This is a genomic window from Synechococcus sp. RS9909, assembly GCF_014279595.1.
Classification (GTDB): domain Bacteria; phylum Cyanobacteriota; class Cyanobacteriia; order PCC-6307; family Cyanobiaceae; genus Synechococcus_C.
In genome coordinates this window covers 455914-471409 of record NZ_CP047943.1, presented here as the reverse complement: position 1 = coordinate 471409, position 15496 = coordinate 455914, and the positions used below count along the sequence as shown (strand labels likewise).

General features: G+C 63.9%; 16 protein-coding genes. 10 read left to right on the top strand and 6 right to left on the bottom strand.

Annotated elements, in window-relative coordinates; genetic code table 11:
• The first annotated feature begins 86 nt into the window (after window positions 1-86).
• The 3 genes from SynRS9909_RS02265 (at window position 87) to SynRS9909_RS02255 (ending at window position 2529) form a co-directional block, all read left to right on the top strand.
• Window positions 87-1316, top strand: a complete 1230-nt coding sequence (locus tag SynRS9909_RS02265; protein ID WP_007100683.1) for an LL-diaminopimelate aminotransferase — start codon at window positions 87-89, stop codon at window positions 1314-1316.
• Between the two features lie 38 nt (window positions 1317-1354).
• Window positions 1355-1669, top strand: a complete 315-nt coding sequence (gene clpS, locus SynRS9909_RS02260; protein WP_038001626.1) for an ATP-dependent Clp protease adapter ClpS — start codon at window positions 1355-1357, stop codon at window positions 1667-1669.
• Window positions 1670-1737: 68 nt separating this feature from the next.
• A complete protein-coding gene (locus tag SynRS9909_RS02255; RefSeq protein ID WP_007100685.1) occupies window positions 1738-2529 on the top strand; it encodes a CPBP family intramembrane glutamic endopeptidase in 792 nt (263 codons plus the stop codon).
• Here the strand turns inward: SynRS9909_RS02255 and SynRS9909_RS02250 are convergent.
• On the bottom strand, window positions 2493-4109 hold the full coding sequence (locus SynRS9909_RS02250) for a photosystem II high light acclimation radical SAM protein (RefSeq protein WP_050752447.1): 1617 nt from the start codon (window positions 4107-4109) through the stop codon (window positions 2493-2495). The two genes, SynRS9909_RS02255 and SynRS9909_RS02250, sit on opposite strands and share 37 nt — an antisense overlap.
• Window positions 4110-4259: 150 nt before the next feature.
• Here SynRS9909_RS02250 and psbA point away from each other — a divergent pair, with 150 nt between their 5' ends.
• The 4 genes from psbA to SynRS9909_RS02230 all read left to right on the top strand — a co-directional run bounded on the left by psbA (window position 4260) and on the right by SynRS9909_RS02230 (window position 6536).
• Window positions 4260-5339: a photosystem II q(b) protein gene (gene psbA / locus SynRS9909_RS02245; RefSeq protein WP_007100687.1), complete on the top strand. Its 1080-nt coding sequence runs from the start codon at window positions 4260-4262 to the stop codon at window positions 5337-5339.
• 151 nt (window positions 5340-5490) lie between these two features.
• Window positions 5491-5853: a thiamine pyrophosphate-binding protein gene (locus SynRS9909_RS13885; protein WP_240307719.1), complete on the top strand. Its 363-nt coding sequence runs from the start codon at window positions 5491-5493 to the stop codon at window positions 5851-5853.
• Window positions 5783-6028 carry an acetolactate decarboxylase gene (locus tag SynRS9909_RS02235; protein WP_007100689.1) on the top strand — a complete coding sequence of 82 codons (246 nt, stop codon included), beginning with the start codon at window positions 5783-5785 and terminating at the stop codon, window positions 6026-6028. Before SynRS9909_RS13885 ends, SynRS9909_RS02235 begins: the two co-directional genes overlap by 71 nt.
• Before the next feature lie 49 nt (window positions 6029-6077).
• Window positions 6078-6536, top strand: coding sequence for a cupin domain-containing protein (locus tag SynRS9909_RS02230; protein ID WP_007100691.1), 459 nt, complete (start codon window positions 6078-6080; stop codon window positions 6534-6536).
• A gap of 24 nt (window positions 6537-6560) precedes the next feature.
• Here SynRS9909_RS02230 and SynRS9909_RS02225 read toward each other — a convergent pair whose 3' ends face one another.
• Window positions 6561-7373 carry an HAD-IIB family hydrolase gene (locus SynRS9909_RS02225; RefSeq protein ID WP_007100692.1) on the bottom strand — a complete coding sequence of 271 codons (813 nt, stop codon included), beginning with the start codon at window positions 7371-7373 and terminating at the stop codon, window positions 6561-6563.
• A complete protein-coding gene (locus SynRS9909_RS02220; RefSeq protein WP_038000864.1) occupies window positions 7355-9094 on the bottom strand; it encodes an alpha-amylase family glycosyl hydrolase in 1740 nt (579 codons plus the stop codon). The genes SynRS9909_RS02225 and SynRS9909_RS02220 overlap by 19 nt, the downstream gene beginning before the upstream one ends.
• 69 nt (window positions 9095-9163) lie before the next feature.
• Between SynRS9909_RS02220 and SynRS9909_RS02215 the strand changes: the two genes are divergently transcribed.
• The gene (locus tag SynRS9909_RS02215; RefSeq protein ID WP_007100694.1) at window positions 9164-10462 is read left to right on the top strand and encodes a hypothetical protein; all 1299 of its coding nucleotides are present in this window, start codon (window positions 9164-9166) and stop codon (window positions 10460-10462) included.
• On the opposite strand, the gene SynRS9909_RS02210 is transcribed toward SynRS9909_RS02215, so the two are convergent.
• Genes SynRS9909_RS02210 through SynRS9909_RS02200 form a run of 3 tightly spaced genes read right to left on the bottom strand, consistent with a single transcriptional unit; the run spans window position 10426 to window position 13435 of the window.
• Window positions 10426-11409: a glycine betaine ABC transporter substrate-binding protein gene (locus tag SynRS9909_RS02210; RefSeq protein ID WP_038000867.1), complete on the bottom strand. Its 984-nt coding sequence runs from the start codon at window positions 11407-11409 to the stop codon at window positions 10426-10428. The genes SynRS9909_RS02215 and SynRS9909_RS02210 overlap by 37 nt on opposite strands.
• Entirely contained in the window at window positions 11406-12302 is an 897-nt protein-coding gene (locus SynRS9909_RS02205; protein ID WP_007100696.1) for a proline/glycine betaine ABC transporter permease, read from the bottom strand. The genes SynRS9909_RS02210 and SynRS9909_RS02205 overlap by 4 nt, the downstream gene beginning before the upstream one ends.
• Window positions 12302-13435: a glycine betaine/L-proline ABC transporter ATP-binding protein gene (locus SynRS9909_RS02200; RefSeq protein WP_007100697.1), complete on the bottom strand. Its 1134-nt coding sequence runs from the start codon at window positions 13433-13435 to the stop codon at window positions 12302-12304. Before SynRS9909_RS02200 ends, SynRS9909_RS02205 begins: the two co-directional genes overlap by 1 nt.
• A 319-nt stretch (window positions 13436-13754) precedes the next feature.
• Between SynRS9909_RS02200 and SynRS9909_RS02195 the strand changes: the two genes are divergently transcribed.
• A complete protein-coding gene (locus SynRS9909_RS02195) occupies window positions 13755-14603 on the top strand; it encodes a class I SAM-dependent methyltransferase (RefSeq protein WP_007100698.1) in 849 nt (282 codons plus the stop codon).
• A gap of 3 nt (window positions 14604-14606) precedes the next feature.
• Window positions 14607-15461, top strand: a complete 855-nt coding sequence (locus SynRS9909_RS02190) for a cyclopropane-fatty-acyl-phospholipid synthase family protein (protein WP_007100699.1) — start codon at window positions 14607-14609, stop codon at window positions 15459-15461.
• Window positions 15462-15496 lie beyond the last annotated feature (35 nt).

Genomic DNA, 15496 nt, shown 5'->3' with positions numbered 1-15496 from the left:
AGCGCTTCCCGCATCGTATGGAGCGATCGCCCCGGATCTGCCGACCGCATAGCAGGATGCCCCCCAGAAACGCCCCCCCTGTGCCCGTGGTTCTGGTCAACAGCAACTATCTGAAACTCAAAGCCGGCTATCTGTTTCCGGAGATCGCCCGCCGGGTGAAAAGCTTCGGTGCCGAGCATCCTGATGCCGCCCTGATCCGCCTGGGGATCGGTGATGTGACCGAACCGCTGCCCCAGGCTTGCCGCGAGGCGATGAAGGCGGCGATCGACGCGATGGGCACGCCGGAGGGCTTTCATGGCTACGGCCCCGAACAGGGGTATGGCTGGCTCCGCGAAGCAATCGCCACCAACGATTTTCAGGCGCGGGGCTGCGCCGTGGATGCGGAGGAGATCTTTGTCTCCGACGGCTCCAAATGCGACAGCAGCAACATTCTCGACATCCTCGGAGAGGGCAATCGCATCGCCGTCACCGATCCGGTGTATCCGGTGTACGTCGACAGCAACGTGATGGCCGGCCGCACCGGCGAGGCTGGTGAGAACGGTCGTTACGGCGGCCTTCGTTACCTGCCGATCAGTGCCGAGAACGGCTTCGCCGCCCAGATCCCGAGTGAACCGGTGGATCTGATCTATCTCTGCTTCCCCAACAACCCCACCGGTGCGGTGGCCAGCAAGGAACAACTGAAAGCCTGGGTCGATTTCGCCCGCGCCCACAAGGCCCTGATCCTGTTCGATGCGGCCTATGAAGCCTTCATCCAGGATCCCTCCCTGCCGCATTCGATCTACGAGATCGAGGGCGCCCGCGACTGCGCCATCGAATTTCGCTCCTTCTCGAAAAATGCCGGCTTCACCGGCACCCGCTGTGCTTTCACCGTGGTGCCGAAGGGGCTCAAGGGCCAGGCCGCCGATGGCAGCGAGGTGGAACTGTGGGGCCTGTGGAATCGCCGCCAGAGCACCAAGTTCAACGGGGTGAGCTACATCATTCAGCGAGGCGCAGAAGCGGTGTATTCACCCCAGGGCCAGGCCGAAGTGAAGGCACTGGTGAGCTTCTATATGGAGAACGCCGCCATCATTCGACGGGAGTTATCAGCCGCGGGGATCGAGGTGCATGGCGGTGAACATGCGCCCTATGTGTGGCTGAAGACCCCCGAAGGCCTCGACTCCTGGGGGTTCTTTGACCATCTTCTCCACAAGGCCCATGTGGTGGGCACCCCCGGCAGTGGGTTCGGCGCTGCCGGTGAGGGCTACTTCCGCCTCTCCGCCTTCAACAGCCGCAGCAACGTGGAGGAGGCCATGGCCCGGATCCGCCGCCTCGGATGATGGCCGCCTTACATTCAATGCACCGCAGCGATCTGGCCATGGTGGGTTCCACCTCCAGCACCAGCCCCGGCGGGGCCGCCGTGCTCGACAAGCAGACCGAGCGGGTGAGGAAACATTCTCCCCGCTACAAAGTGCTGCTGCACAACGATCCGGTCAACACCATGGAGTATGTGGTGACGACCCTGCGGCAGGTCGTGCCACAGCTCAGCGAGCAAGATGCCATGGCGGTGATGCTTGAGGCCCACAACACCGGTGTGGGGTTGGTGATTGTGTGTGATCTCGAGCCGGCTGAGTTCTACTGCGAAACCCTGAAGGCCAAGGGCCTCACCAGCACCCTGGAGCCCGAGACCTGAGCACCCCAAGCCGCCGCCCCTCCCTCTGGGAGTGCTGGCTTCGGCAACGCCGTCGCTGGCTTCCCACCGTGGTGTTCATTCCAGCCCTCTACGGGCTGGGGTGGCTGCTGATCCAACCGGTCGGGGCCCTGATCCCAGGAGTGCCGAGAGGGAGCCTGGATCTGCTCGGAACCTTGATCAGCCTGCTGCTGTTTCTCGGTCTGCTGCCGAGCTGGGTGCGGAGTCGCTGGCGGGTTCCTCAGCCCTGGCACAGCCTCGGGCTTCGCCGCGATGCAGGCCAGACCGCCGAAGCCAAGGCCCTGATGCGAGGCCTGGCCTGGGCCCTGCTTCTGCTCCTGCTGATCGCTGGCATCAGCCTCGCCGGCCCCTGGGGCGCCTGGCTCGGAGTGCTCGACCCGGCCAGCCTCTGGAATGCTCTGCTGCTGTGTTTCGGCGTGGGCCTTGCTGAGGAACTGCTGTTCCGGGGCTGGCTCTGGGGGGAACTGGAGCTGTTGATCGGCCGGCGCTGGGCCCTGCCTGGCCAGGCTCTGATCTTCAGCCTGGTGCACACCCGCTTCAACCTTGGTCTCTTGCCCATGCTGGGGTTGCTGCTCGGGCTTTTTCTGCTCGGCCTCACCCTGGCGAGCCGTCGCCGCCTGGACGGCGGCTCGCTGTGGGGCTGCATCGGGCTCCACGGCGGCCTCGTGGGGGGCTGGTTTGCCCTCCAGGCCGGGCTGATGACCTGGTCTCCGGCCTCACCGACCTGGCTCACCGGTCCAGGCGGCAACCCGCTCGGCGGCCTGGTGGGCATCGTCGCCATCGCGGCCCTGCTGGGGGTGCAGCGTCAGCTCACCGCCCGGGCCAAGGCCGCCCGCCCCTGAACAGGAGCCCGCAGAGCTTCATCCAACGGCGCAACGCCGTAGTCCCGCTCCAACAACGCCATCACGGTGCGACCGAAGTCGGTCGGATTGCGATCGAACGCCTCCAGGCAGAGGCGGCCGAAGGTGCTGCCCATCGGCTCCGGATTCCAGAGCAGCTTTCGGGCGGTCCAGGGCATCATGCTCATCGGGTTGTAGCCAGGTTTGAGCAGCCCCTGGTCAAAGCCATACTGCTCGAGATGGGTGTGGGGCTGAAGCCCGATGAAGAAGATCGCAGGCTCCACCCGCTCAGCACCGAAGATCTGCTCCAGTTCCCGTTGATACGCCACGGTCTGGCGGATGGTGTCGGGCCGCTCATCGATCACATTGAATGAGTAATTCACCGACACGTGATCGCGGAACCCTGCCGCCGCCAACATCCGGCAGCTCTCCAGCACGGTGCGCAGGTTGTAGCCCATGCGCATCTTGCGCACGAGCTCCTGGGAGCCGGAGGTGATGCCGATCTCGAAATAGCTCATGCCGGTGGCCACCATGAGCTCGGCCAGCTCGGCATCGAGATTGTCGGCCCGGATGTAGGCCGCCCAGCGGATTCCCTCCAACCCCTCGGCCTGGATCGCCTGCAGCAGGGTTTTGGCATCCTCGATGTAGCGGCGAGCCGGGATGAACTGGGCGTCGGTGAACCAGAAGCCGCGCACGCCGCGGTCATAGAGCTGGCGCATCTCCTTCACCACCTCCTCCACCGGATTGAGGCGCACCTGCTTGCCCTCCACCACGGTGTAAACGCAGTAGCAACAGTTGTGAGGGCAACCCCGTTTGGTCTGCACTCCCACGTAGAAGTCGCCGCCTTCGAGATACCAGTCGAGCTGGGGCCAGATCCTGGCGATGTAGTCGTAATCGCAGGCGGTTTTCGGCCGACTCTCCGGCTGTTCGTGAATCAGGCCTGGACGTGGGGTCTCACCGACCACATAACAGCGCTCGGAGGTGATCGCTTCACCCCGCAGCAACTTCTCCAGCAGCGGCTCTCCCTCCCCCAACGACACGATCGTGCCCCGGGGCAGGGAGCGACCGAGTTGTTCATAGAACACACTCACGGCTCCACCCCCCAGCACGACACGGGCGGCAGGGTGGTGGCGTCGGGCCCGCCGCAGGCCCCGACGCACGAGGCGCTGATTGCGCCAGAGCTCGCCGTAATGGCTCGCCATCAGCCGAACTCCACCGAGGGCACCGCGGAGACGCTTCAACGGATTCTGGGCGTAGAAAACTTCAAAGGAGTTCTGCAGCGGATTGCCCCCCCGGCCGTCCACCGGGGCATAGATCTGGATGTCGCGCCAGGAGAACACCAGCAGGGTGGGCCGGAACTGATCGATCTCGGCCAACAGCACCCGCTCCACATCGAGCACGGGCAGGGCCGCCAGATCGAGGATGGCCTGAGGAAGAGCCGGAAAGCACTTGTGCAGATGGTCGGCCAGATAAATCGGCCCGATCGGGAAGATCGGATTGCAGGGCAGGCGCACAAACAGCACCCGCTCACCAGCAGCAGGGCACAACGGCGAATCAGGTGTCAACGGCGTGGAGCGGGCCATGGCCGGACGCTAACAATCTCGCCATGACCAGCGTTCCGCTCGAATTTCATGAACAGCCGCACACATCCCGCAATCTTCCGTTACAGTCGGCATTGGCAGGGCATCCCTGCCCTTCCGTAACTGCTCTTCGGAGCTTTCTTTCCCGTTCTCATGACCACCACCATTCAGCAGCGCTCCGGCGCCAATGGCTGGCAGTCCTTCTGCGAGTGGGTCACCTCCACCAACAACCGCCTCTATGTGGGTTGGTTCGGTGTGCTGATGATCCCCACCCTGCTGGCTGCCACCACCTGCTTCATCGTTGCCTTCATCGCAGCGCCTCCCGTCGACATCGACGGCATCCGTGAGCCCGTCGCCGGCTCCCTGATCTACGGCAACAACATCATCTCCGGTGCTGTTGTGCCCTCCTCCAACGCCATCGGCCTGCACTTCTATCCCATCTGGGAAGCGGCCTCCCTCGATGAGTGGCTCTACAACGGCGGTCCTTACCAGCTGGTTGTGTTCCACTTCCTGATCGGCATCTTCTGCTACATGGGTCGCGAGTGGGAACTCTCCTACCGCCTCGGCATGCGCCCCTGGATCTGCGTTGCTTACAGCGCTCCTGTGGCTGCTGCCTCCGCCGTGTTCCTGGTGTACCCCTTCGGTCAGGGCTCCTTCTCCGACGGCATGCCCCTCGGCATCTCCGGCACCTTCAACTTCATGCTGGTGTTCCAGGCTGAGCACAACATCCTGATGCACCCCTTCCACATGCTGGGTGTGGCCGGTGTGTTCGGTGGTTCCCTGTTCTCCGCCATGCACGGTTCCCTGGTGACCTCCTCCCTGGTGCGTGAAACCACTGAGAGCGAGTCCCAGAACTACGGCTACAAGTTCGGCCAAGAGGAAGAGACCTACAACATCGTGGCTGCCCACGGTTACTTCGGTCGCCTGATCTTCCAATACGCCTCCTTCAACAACAGCCGCAGCCTTCACTTCTTCCTGGCTGCCTGGCCTGTGGTCGGCATCTGGTTCACTGCCCTGGGCGTCAGCACCATGGCCTTCAACCTGAACGGTTTCAACTTCAACCAGTCCATCCTTGATGGTCAGGGCCGCGTCCTGAACACCTGGGCTGATGTGCTGAACCGCGCCAACCTCGGCATGGAAGTGATGCACGAGCGTAACGCTCACAACTTCCCCCTCGACCTGGCTGCTGCTGAGTCCACCCCCGTGGCTCTGCAGGCTCCCGCCATCGGTTGATCTGAAGTCAACACGTTCCTTAGCGAACAATAACGATTCAGGTCAACTGAATCGGAAAGCCCTCACCGCACGGTGGGGGCTTTTTGTTGGCGATCAAGGCAGCCAGAGCCGAAGCAAGAAAACAAATAAATCGTGAACAACCCGACTGCCGATGGCTCCCCTGGTCAGGGTGCTGGTGACATCAGCAACAACCATGAACGGCGCGGAATTCCTGGTGAAGGCCCTGCAAGCCCACGGGGTCACGCATGTGTTCGGGATCCCCGGCGCCAAGGTCGACAGCGTGTTCACAGCCCTGCTCGATTCGCCCATTGAACTGGTGCTCTGCCGACATGAGCAGAACGCCGCCTTCATGGCCCAGGCCTTCGGACGTCTGACCGGACGGGTCGGTCACGGCCACAAGCCATCAGGCCGAATTCAGCAACAACAGCATCCGCGGCACTCTCGTGGGCTTCTGGACACCCAGCTATGCCCGCACGATCAACGTGCCTGGTTATCACCTGCACCTTCTCAGTGATGACCATCAGCACGGGGGCCACATCCTTGATCTGCAGGCCAGTGATCTCAGCGTGAAACTGCATATGGACAACCATGTGCATCTCGCTCTACCGGAAACACCGGGTTTCCTCATGGCCGATCTCCAGGGAGATCCAGCCGAGGCCCTGGCCAAGGCCGAGAGCAAACACAGCTAACCCCCACCCCACCACGGGGTTCCGGAAGGGATTCCAGAAGACGGCGCCCATGAGCTTGTGCAAGGAACTGATCCATCGGTGGGAGCTGGCGCCCCACCCCGAAGGCGGTTGGTACAAGGAGGTGCATCGCAGCCCTGCCCTCGTCATCCGCAAGGATGGACAAACGCGCCCGGGGCTCACCAGCATCCTGTTCCTACTGGATGCTGCATCGATCAGTCGCTGGCATCGCGTGCGCGGTGCCGACGAAATGTGGGTGCATCTGCAGGGTGCGCCGCTGGAGCTGTTCTCGCTTGCACCGGCGGGAGGCCGTGCCAGCAGCACCATGCTCTCACCGGACCATCCCATCCAGGTGATCCCAGCGGATCACTGGCAAGCCGCCCGGCCCCAAGGCAGCTATGCCCTGGTGAGCTGCTGCGTCGGCCCAGGCTTTGACTTCGCAGACTTCGACCTGCTTCACGATCTCGTCAAGGAGCAATGGCCCCCCGGAGCGCTAGAGGAGCTGATCTGAGACCGACCGCCCCGATCAGGGCAGTCAAGCCATCACCACCTGTTGCACGGCCTCCGCCCAGCCCGCGGCATGGGGTGCACTGGCCAGCTGAAAACGACCCGACGCCAGCGCCTCGGCAAACACCGGATGGGGGCCATCGGAACCTGGCACCACCACCGCCACATCGGCGGCCTCGAGCAGGGGAAGATCATTGGGAGAATCTCCTAAAGCAAGCACCCGCACCGAGGCGCCGCCCATCCTGGTTTTCAGGCGCTCAAGCGCCCGGCCCTTGCTGACCTGAGCACCGAGCAGATGGCCCATACGGTTGCCCTGCACCACCGACACACCGAGGTTCTGGGCCAAGAGAGGCAGTCGCAGACGAGCTGCTGCTGAGGGGGGCACAAAGGGAAGACTCCAACGGCGCCGCGCCGCCCGCTGCAGTGCCTCACCGGTGAGCCCCAACAGGGCCGCGGCCTGCTCCTCGGTCAGTGCATCAATGGCCTGAAGCGGTTCCTGCACAAGGCGCTCAAGCTCCCGCAACACAGGGCGCAGCGCTTCAGCAGGCTCCCCCAAGGCCAACTCCCAGGGAACGCCATCCTCCGTCTCACCGCAAACCGCACCACCGTTCTCAACGATGAAGGGATCGTGCAACCCCGCCTCAGCACGAAAGCGCCGCACCTCCTCTGCCGTTTTGCTCGTGCAGGGAATCACGGGGATGCCCCGATCCTGCAAGCCCCGCATCGCCGCCTCGGCCGGCTGCCAGTCGTAGCGGTGATCCAACAGGGTGCCATCCAGATCGGTGACCACCCACCAGGCCGGCGCAGCATTCATGGCGGCCTTCATCGTGGGATCAGCCATTGCACGGCGAAGGGCTCCAGATCGATCCACTGCTGCCCGTCCGGGAGGGAAGCATCGGCAAGACAATCGTGCCAGCAACGCCCGGCTGGTGCCTGCACCAAGTTGGTCAGCGACAGGCTGAGACGAACCTCACTGAAATTGTGAACCGCCAGCAGCACATCCTCACCCGAACCTCGCTGCACCACCACGCAATCGGCTCGCCCGCCGCTGAGAAGCGTCATCGACGCCGACGGAGCAAGGGCGTTCTGAGTGCGGCGCAGCGCCATCGCCCGGCGCATGCTGGCCAACACCCGACTGGCATCACTCTGGGGGTCAGCCAGCAACCGTTCCAGGCGCTCAATCTGGAACTGGGGGCGGTTGAGATCGCGGCGATGCCCCGTGCGCCTGAACCGGGCCTTGTCGTTCGCCGTGGCCAGCACCGCCGGTAAGTAGAACGCTGGCACACCGGGCAAGGCCAGCACGAACAACTGGCTCAACAGAAACCGCTCCCGTTGTCGATGGGCCGGATCCCTGCCGGCACTCTCCATCGCACTCCACCAGCTGATATTGATCTCGTAAGGCACGTCTCGGCCATCGGCCAAACGCCGGTGACTCACCAAACCGCCACGCTGTTCACAGGCGCCGAGCAAACGCAACAACCGCTCCTCCGCCATCAGCCCCTCCAGAGGCCGCAGGCCAACGCCGTCGTGGCAGGCGCTGAAATTGAGCAGTCCGGTGCCGGCGGGCAACTTGGGCCAGCGGGCGAGCCAGCGGTTCAGCAGGTCGGCTCTTTGACTGATGCAGGCCTCCAGCAACAGCGGCGGCAAGGGAAAGTTGTAGGCCAGATGCGCCTCAGTGCCACTGCGGAGATAAGAGAGGTTCTCCTGCTCCGGAACATTCGTTTCCGTCACCACAACACCGCGGCGGCAACGCGCGCCCAGCAGCAACCGCAGCACCTCCACCAACCGGTGTGCCTCCGGACGATGGATGCAGTCGGTGAAGGGCTCCTTCCAGACAAATCCCACCGCATCCAGGCGCAACCAGCTCACCCCGTGCGCGCAGAAGCGATCGAGCAGACGGGTGAACCCGATCAGCACCTCAGGCTGCCGCCAGTTCACATCCACCTGGTCAGAGCCGAAGGTGGTCCACACCGTCTCCGGGCCGCGATCGGTGGCGAGGGTGGTGAACAGGGCCGAACTGCGCGGCCGCACCACCCGGTCCCAACAGGGATCAGCCGAGGCCGCAAGCACACAGCGTGACCCAGGCTCAGCACCGCGCTGAAACGCGCGCACCCAGGGATGGGACGCCGACACGTGATTCAGCACCAGATCGGCCATCAGCTGACGCCCTGCAGCGAGCGCCGCCAGATCGTCCCAATCGCCGAAACGCTCCTCCAGAGCCTCATGACTGGCCACGGCAAAGCCACCATCACTGGTGGCTTTGAGAAACGGCAGCACATGCACCACGGAGGAAAGGCCGGCGAGAGGCCCCTCCAACAGCCTCTGCAGCTGCCGCAGCGCCGGTTGCCCCTCGGCTACCACCGTGTCGGCGTAGGTGATCAACACACACGTGCCGGCATGCCAACGCTCCTGCGCGGCAGCACTGCCATGGGCATTCGCTGACCGATGCCCGGCAGATTGCAGCAATTGCGACGACAGAGTTTCGAGATCCTCCAAACAATGCGTGGGGTAGAGCTCCTTGAGAAGCGCTGGCAATGCTGCATTGGCCATGGGCTGCCTCATCACTCACCTGGGGCGCGTGCCACAGGTATGGACCAGGGCTCTTCCTCCTGTTGTCGCATTGATCACCGCATGGATTTTCAGCAGGGCCTGATCAGCACCATCCATGACTACGGCCTCGGCAATCTCGATCTGGCGGAGTTCCGGCGTCAACTCAAGCATTGCCCCACGGCGTTGCTGATTCCCTGTCTGATGGAGGAGTTCAGCCGACCGGCCCTGGGGCTGATCCGCGAGGTGCTCTCCGACCTGAGCGGACTGCATGAACTGGTGATCGCCCTCGCCGCCGACAGCAGCGATGACGTCGCAGCCGCGGAGACGTTCTTCAGGGGCATGCCCTTCCCGGTGCGTGTGCACTGGACCAATGGTCCGGCCGTGCGCGAACTGCTGGAATCGATGCGTGGCCTGGGTCTGGATGTGACCGGTCCAGCCGGGAAAGGCTGGGCCGTGTGGCAAGGGCTGGGGCTGGCCTGTCGGGAGGCTGAGGTGATCGGCCTGTTTGATGCCGACATCCGCACCTTCTCGCCGGCCTATCCGGAGCGGATGCTGCGGCCGCTGCTCGACCCATCCCATGGCGTCGCCTACGTGAAGGCCTACTACAGCCGCCTGTCGCTGGAGACCCAGGCCCTGCAGGGTCGCGCCACACGCCTGTTCGTGGGTCCCTTGCTGACCGCCCTGGCACAGATTTTCGGGCCCGTGCCCTACCTGCGCTATCTCCAGGCGTTTCGCTACCCGCTCGCCGGGGAATTCGCCTTCCGTCGCGATCTGGCCATGAATCTGCGCATTCCCTGCGACTGGGGTCTGGAGATCGGCCTGCTCTCTGAGGTGTATCGCCATGTGGCATCGAGCCGGATCGCCCAGGTGGACCTGGGCCTGTTCGACCACAAACACAAGGCGTTGGGCAACCAGCCCAGCGAAGGTCTGCAGAAAATGGCCAGCGAAATCCTGGGCACCGTGCTGCGCGGCCTGATGGAGCACGAGGGCCGCAGCCTGGCCAGCGAGCAGATTCCCACCCTCGAAGTGCTCTACCGCCGCGTCGGTGAAGACCACGTGCGCCAGTTCGGCCTCGACGCCGCGATCAATCGCCTGCCCTACAACCGCCACAACGAAGAACTCGCCGTGCAGAGTTTCGCCACGTTGCTGCGTCCGGGTGTGCAGGGCTTGATGACCACCCCCGTCGCCCATCAGCTCCCGAGCTGGTCACGTCTGCTCAGCTGCACCCATGGGCTGCAATCCGACCTGGTGACGGCTGGTGCACGGCCAACCCGGAGCACGCCCACCCTGCATCAACGGCCGAGTCTGCGGCATCGGGGTGGCAGCGCACCCTGCCGCCAACCTCAGCCGGCAGCACCGATCTCGCCGGTGGTCCAGTAGCGGACCCTGGCGGGATGGCGGGCGAGATAGGCCTCCACCGCCGCCTCAGCGGAGGTCTCATTGGCGGCCAGCAGCAGATCTGACAACTCCCGGTCCGGCAGGTGGAACCGCGTGAGAAAACCGGCCACCTCCGGTATGTCCAGATCCAGTTGCTGACGACCCAGGGCATGGATCCATTCGATCCCACCGAAGACCCGATCAGGATCGTCAAGGAACCGCAGCTTGTAGCGGGCAAACATCCAGTGGGGCGTCCAGCTCGTGACCACGACCCAGCGCTGCTGACGGATCGCCTGATCCAGCACCGCCGTCATCGCCGCACTGCTGGATGACACCAGCTTCAGATCACGCAGGTTGTACACACGCAAGGCCTCTTCCGAGGCCTGATTGAGACCGGAACCGGGGTCGATTCCCTGCACCTGATCGCCAAAACGGGAGGCGATCGCGGGATCGCCCAGGTTGGGGATCGAGCGCACCTCGCTCTCGCTCACGTAATCGGGCACCACCCAACCGAGCCGCCCGGAGTACATCGAACCGAAATCCACCACCCGGTCGCGCACCCGCGTCCAGTAATCACGGTGGGTGAGCGGCAGCCAGGCCATCAGCATCATGTCGAGATCGCCCCGGGCCACGGAGGCGTACTGAATGCCGATATCGGCGAGCACCCGCTCCACCTGGATGTCGTAGGCCTGCTGGATCACCTGCTGAGCGATCAAGCTCACCACCTCCGCATCGGCCCAGGGCGACCAGCCCATGCGCAGCGTCGGACGTCCACTGGCAGAAGAAGCGAGGGGACGGGTCGACGACGATCCCACCGGTCCGCCATCCTCCAATCGCGTGGTCTGCCCGGGTTTGGGCCGACTGAGCTGCACCAGACTGGCGATTGAAGCTCCTGCCAGGCCGAGACCTCCCAGCAGCACAGTGCGTCGACGCATCGGCGATCCACTCATGCCGACCTCCAGAGCAACCGCCAGGTGCGGAGCCGCTCCGGCAAGGACGGTGTGGCATCACTGGCCAGGCTCTGACTGAGCCGATCGAGAATCACCGCGAGGATCACCACGGCAATCCCGCCTTCAAAGCCAAGGCCCACATCGAGCTGCTGAATTCCGCGCAGCACCACATCGCCGAGACCGCCGCCACCGATCATCGAGGCGATCACCACCATCGAGAGCGACAGCATGATCGTTTGATTCACCCCGGTCATCACCGTGGGCAGGGCACTGGGCATCTGCACTTTCCAGAGCAGCTGACGCTCACTGCAACCGAAGGATCGGCCAGCCTCGAGCAGATCGGCGGGCACCTGGGACAGACCCAGCTGGGTGAGTCGCACCACCGGAGGCATGGCAAAGATCAGCGTGGCGATGATCGAGGGAACCGCGCCGGTGCTGAAAAGCATCACAGCTGGAATCAGATACACGAAGGCCGGCATCGTCTGCATCAGATCGAGGCCAGGACGCACCAGGCGCCAGACCATGGCGTGACGCGCCGACAGGATGCCGAGAGGCAGCCCGACGATCAGGGCGAGCAGCGATGCCGCCAACACCAGCGACAGAGTGGTGATCATCGGTGCCCAGAGATCCATCGACAAAACAAGATTGAGGCCGAGCAGCACGAACAGGGCGAAGCCGCCATTGACGCGCCAGAGCCCCAGCAAGGCCACCAGCAAGGCGAAGAACCAGGCCGATGGCCACTGGAGCACCGCTTCGGTGGCCGCCACGATCGCCAGCACCACCCCATTGATCGCCTGAAAGAGCACCTGGGCATGGGTGAGCAGCCAGGCGACCGCCGCATCCACCGCCTTGCCGAGCCAACCGGCCTGATGGGCAGCAGCGAACAACAGCATCAGGTGCCTCCCTCCATCGATTGCAACAACTGGCGCGGGCTGATCACACCGACGAGGCGATGGGCGTCATCCAGCACAGGGGGCGGATAGGGGGTGCTGGCGACCAGCTCGATCGCCTCCCGCACCCGCATTCCGGTGGTGAGGGCCGGGCCCCGCTCGGCACTCACCCAACCTCTGGCTTCCGACAACACACCCCGAAAGGCCTGATCCCGACCGAGCACATAGAGGGGCTCGCCAGCCGCCTCCGGCAGGGCCTCGTCGGCAGCGATCACCGCCAGACGGGAGGGACGTTGCGCGATCGCTTCCACGGCCAGCACCGAGGCCACATCCACGTCGCGGAAGAAATGACGCACTGCGTTGCTGGCCGGATGATGCAGCAGGTTTTCGGCGGTGTCGCACTGCAACAGGCATCCGCCCTGCATCAGGGCGATGCGATCACCGAGGCGGATCGCTTCGTCGAGGTCGTGGGAGATGAAGACGATCGTGCGCTGCTGCTCACTCTGAAGCTCGAGAAGCAGGGTCTGCATGTCGCGCCGGATCAGGGGATCCAGGGCTGAGAACGCCTCGTCCATCAACAGGATGGGTGGATCCAGGGCCAGGGCGCGGGCCAGCCCGACCCGCTGCTGCATGCCACCGGAAAGCTGGCGAGGCCGTTTTCGGGCCTCCTGGGCCAAGCCGACCCTCTCCAGCGCCTGCAGCGCTTTGTCATGGCGCTCCCGCCTGGGAACGCCGGCGACCTCCAGGCCGAAGGCAGCGTTTTCGAGCACGCTGCGCTGCGGGAAAAGGGCGAACGACTGAAACACCATCGCCATCTGGTGGCGACGCATGGCGTTGAGGTCGACACTGGTCATCGACGACAGGGCACGCCCCTGCACCACCACCTCCCCGGAACAGGGCGCGATCAGGCCGTTGAGCATGCGCAGCAGGGTGGACTTGCCGGAGCCGGAGAGCCCCATCACCACAAAAATCTCACCGTGTCCAATCTCGAGAGACACATCCTGCACAGCAGCACGCGCACCACTGCGCTGATGCAAAACAGCGGGATCTTCACCAGCACGAAGCTGAGCAATCACCTCATCCGCAGCACCGCCGAATATTTTCCAGACAGACTGAAGACAGATCTCCGATTGCATCTCGGATCCGCATTTCACCATTTCTTGACCCTAGCAACCTGCACGCAGACTCCGCAGGAACAAGCAAACAATGACGCCATCGAGGCGAGGCTCGATCCAGGCAGACCCATTGGCAGCATTGGCTTCTGAGTGAATCCCGAAGCATCGTGATCCAACGATGTTGACTGCGATGCTGACAACCTGAGCTCTGAGGGTTAGGTTCGGGAGGTGGCGAGAATCCGCTGCGATTCGGCGTCAGGGTGTCGCCTGCGCGATCACCGGAAGCACATCGTGCTGCCGGAAACGCTGACATCCCTGCGCAACACAGGACGAGACCAGCATGACCTCAACCAGGAACCACGCATCAGCCGAAGTCGCCGATGCCCAACGGTTCGGAGAATCTCCTGAGAGCGTTCGAGAAACCGATCACTACCAGCAGGAGTATGTCGAACAATTCGCGGATCGCTGGGATCGGCTGATCGACTGGGATGCAAGGGAAGAAGCCGAAGGTGACTTCTTCGTGAAGCTGCTGCATGAGCATGGCGCCAAGTCGGTGCTGGATGTGGCCACCGGCACCGGATTTCACTCGATCCGGCTGCTGCGTGAGGGGTTTGACGTGGTGAGCGCCGATGGCAGCCCCAACATGCTGGCGCGCGCCTTCCACAATGCTCGCGAGCGCAATCAGCTGCTGCGCACCGCTCAAGCCGACTGGCGCTTTCTCAACCGCGACATTCATGGCGAATTCGATGCGGTGATCTGCCTGGGCAACTCCTTCACCCATCTGTTCCGCGAGCGAGACCGTCGCAAGTCGCTCGCTGAGTATTACGCCGTTCTGAAGCACAACGGCATCCTGATTCTCGACCACCGCAATTACGACCGACTGCTCGAGGGCGGTGCTGCGGTGAAGCAGGGCAAGGGCAACGTGTACTGCGGCAAGGACGTGGAGGTGCGCCCCGACTGCGTCGATGAAGGCCTGGCCCGTTTCCGCTACGCCTTCAGCGACGGCAGCACCTATCACCTCAACATGTTTCCGCTGCGTCATGGCTACGTGCGTCGCCTGATGCGCGAGGTGGGCTTCCAGCGCATCAGCACCTACGGCGACTACCAACGCGGTCACGACGATCCCGACTTCTACGTGCACGTGGCCGAGAAGGAGTACCTCTGCGACACCGACGTCACAGCGATCTGAACCATGAGCCAGACCTCCTTCTCTCCGGCGGCCACCACCGCCGCCGGGTATTACGACAGTGACGACGCCGACCGCTTCTACGCCGAGATCTGGGGTGGTGAAGACATCCATGTGGGCCTCTACGCCACCGACAACGAGCCGATCGCCCAGGCCAGCCGCCGCACGGTTGAAGCGCTGGAAGCGCTGATCGACGACACCATCGCCGCCAGGGCTTCAGCCGGCTCCCGGATCGTGGATCTGGGTTCCGGCTACGGCGGTGCCGCCCGGTACCTCTGTCGTCATCCCGGGGTGCAGGTGGATGCGATCAACATTTCCAGGGTCGAAAATTCACGCCATCGCAGCCTCAACCTTGAAGCCGGCCTGCAGGAGCGCATCACCGTGCACGATGCCTCCTTTGAAGCGGTGCCCCTGCCGGATGGCTGCGCCGATGTGGTGTGGAGTCAGGATGCGATTCTCCATTCCGGCGATCGCCAGCAGGTGATGCGCGAAGCGGCCCGCGTGCTCCGGCCCGGCGGTGTGATGGTGATGACCGATCCGATGGCAGCCGATGGTGTGGCCGCCGACTCCCTCGACGCCATTCTCCAACGCATCCATCTCGCCGATCTCGGCTCTCCTTGCCGCTATCAGCAGTGGGCCGAGGCCGTTGGCCTGGCGCGGGAGATCTGGAACGATCGCACCAGCATGCTGGTGCGCCACTACAGCCGAGTGCGCGAGGAATTGCGACAGCGCAAAGCTGAACTCAGCCAGAGCATCAGCCCCACCTACCTGGAACGGATGGACGCGGGCCTCGGCCATTGGGTGGACGGCGGCAAAGCGGGCCGGCTCAGCTGGGGCCTGATGCGTTTCCGCAAACACTGAGGGGCCGGGTCTTTACGCTCTAGCCAGCGCAGAGA

Coding starts and splice junctions, on each gene's coding strand:
- SynRS9909_RS13885 (WP_240307719.1), top strand. CDS start 5,491: ATGGCTCCCCTGGTCAGGGTGCTGGTGACATCAGCAACAACCATGAAC.
- SynRS9909_RS02210 (WP_038000867.1), bottom strand. CDS start 11,409: ATGAGTGGATCGCCGATGCGTCGACGCACTGTGCTGCTGGGAGGTCTC.
- clpS (WP_038001626.1), top strand. CDS start 1,355: ATGGTGGGTTCCACCTCCAGCACCAGCCCCGGCGGGGCCGCCGTGCTC.
- psbA (WP_007100687.1), top strand. CDS start 4,260: ATGACCACCACCATTCAGCAGCGCTCCGGCGCCAATGGCTGGCAGTCC.
- SynRS9909_RS02220 (WP_038000864.1), bottom strand. CDS start 9,094: ATGAGGCAGCCCATGGCCAATGCAGCATTGCCAGCGCTTCTCAAGGAG.
- SynRS9909_RS02200 (WP_007100697.1), bottom strand. CDS start 13,435: ATGCAATCGGAGATCTGTCTTCAGTCTGTCTGGAAAATATTCGGCGGT.
- SynRS9909_RS02225 (WP_007100692.1), bottom strand. CDS start 7,373: ATGGCTGATCCCACGATGAAGGCCGCCATGAATGCTGCGCCGGCCTGG.
- SynRS9909_RS02250 (WP_050752447.1), bottom strand. CDS start 4,109: ATGGCCCGCTCCACGCCGTTGACACCTGATTCGCCGTTGTGCCCTGCT.
- SynRS9909_RS02215 (WP_007100694.1), top strand. CDS start 9,164: ATGGATTTTCAGCAGGGCCTGATCAGCACCATCCATGACTACGGCCTC.
- SynRS9909_RS02195 (WP_007100698.1), top strand. CDS start 13,755: ATGACCTCAACCAGGAACCACGCATCAGCCGAAGTCGCCGATGCCCAA.
- SynRS9909_RS02205 (WP_007100696.1), bottom strand. CDS start 12,302: ATGCTGTTGTTCGCTGCTGCCCATCAGGCCGGTTGGCTCGGCAAGGCG.
- SynRS9909_RS02230 (WP_007100691.1), top strand. CDS start 6,078: ATGAGCTTGTGCAAGGAACTGATCCATCGGTGGGAGCTGGCGCCCCAC.
- SynRS9909_RS02190 (WP_007100699.1), top strand. CDS start 14,607: ATGAGCCAGACCTCCTTCTCTCCGGCGGCCACCACCGCCGCCGGGTAT.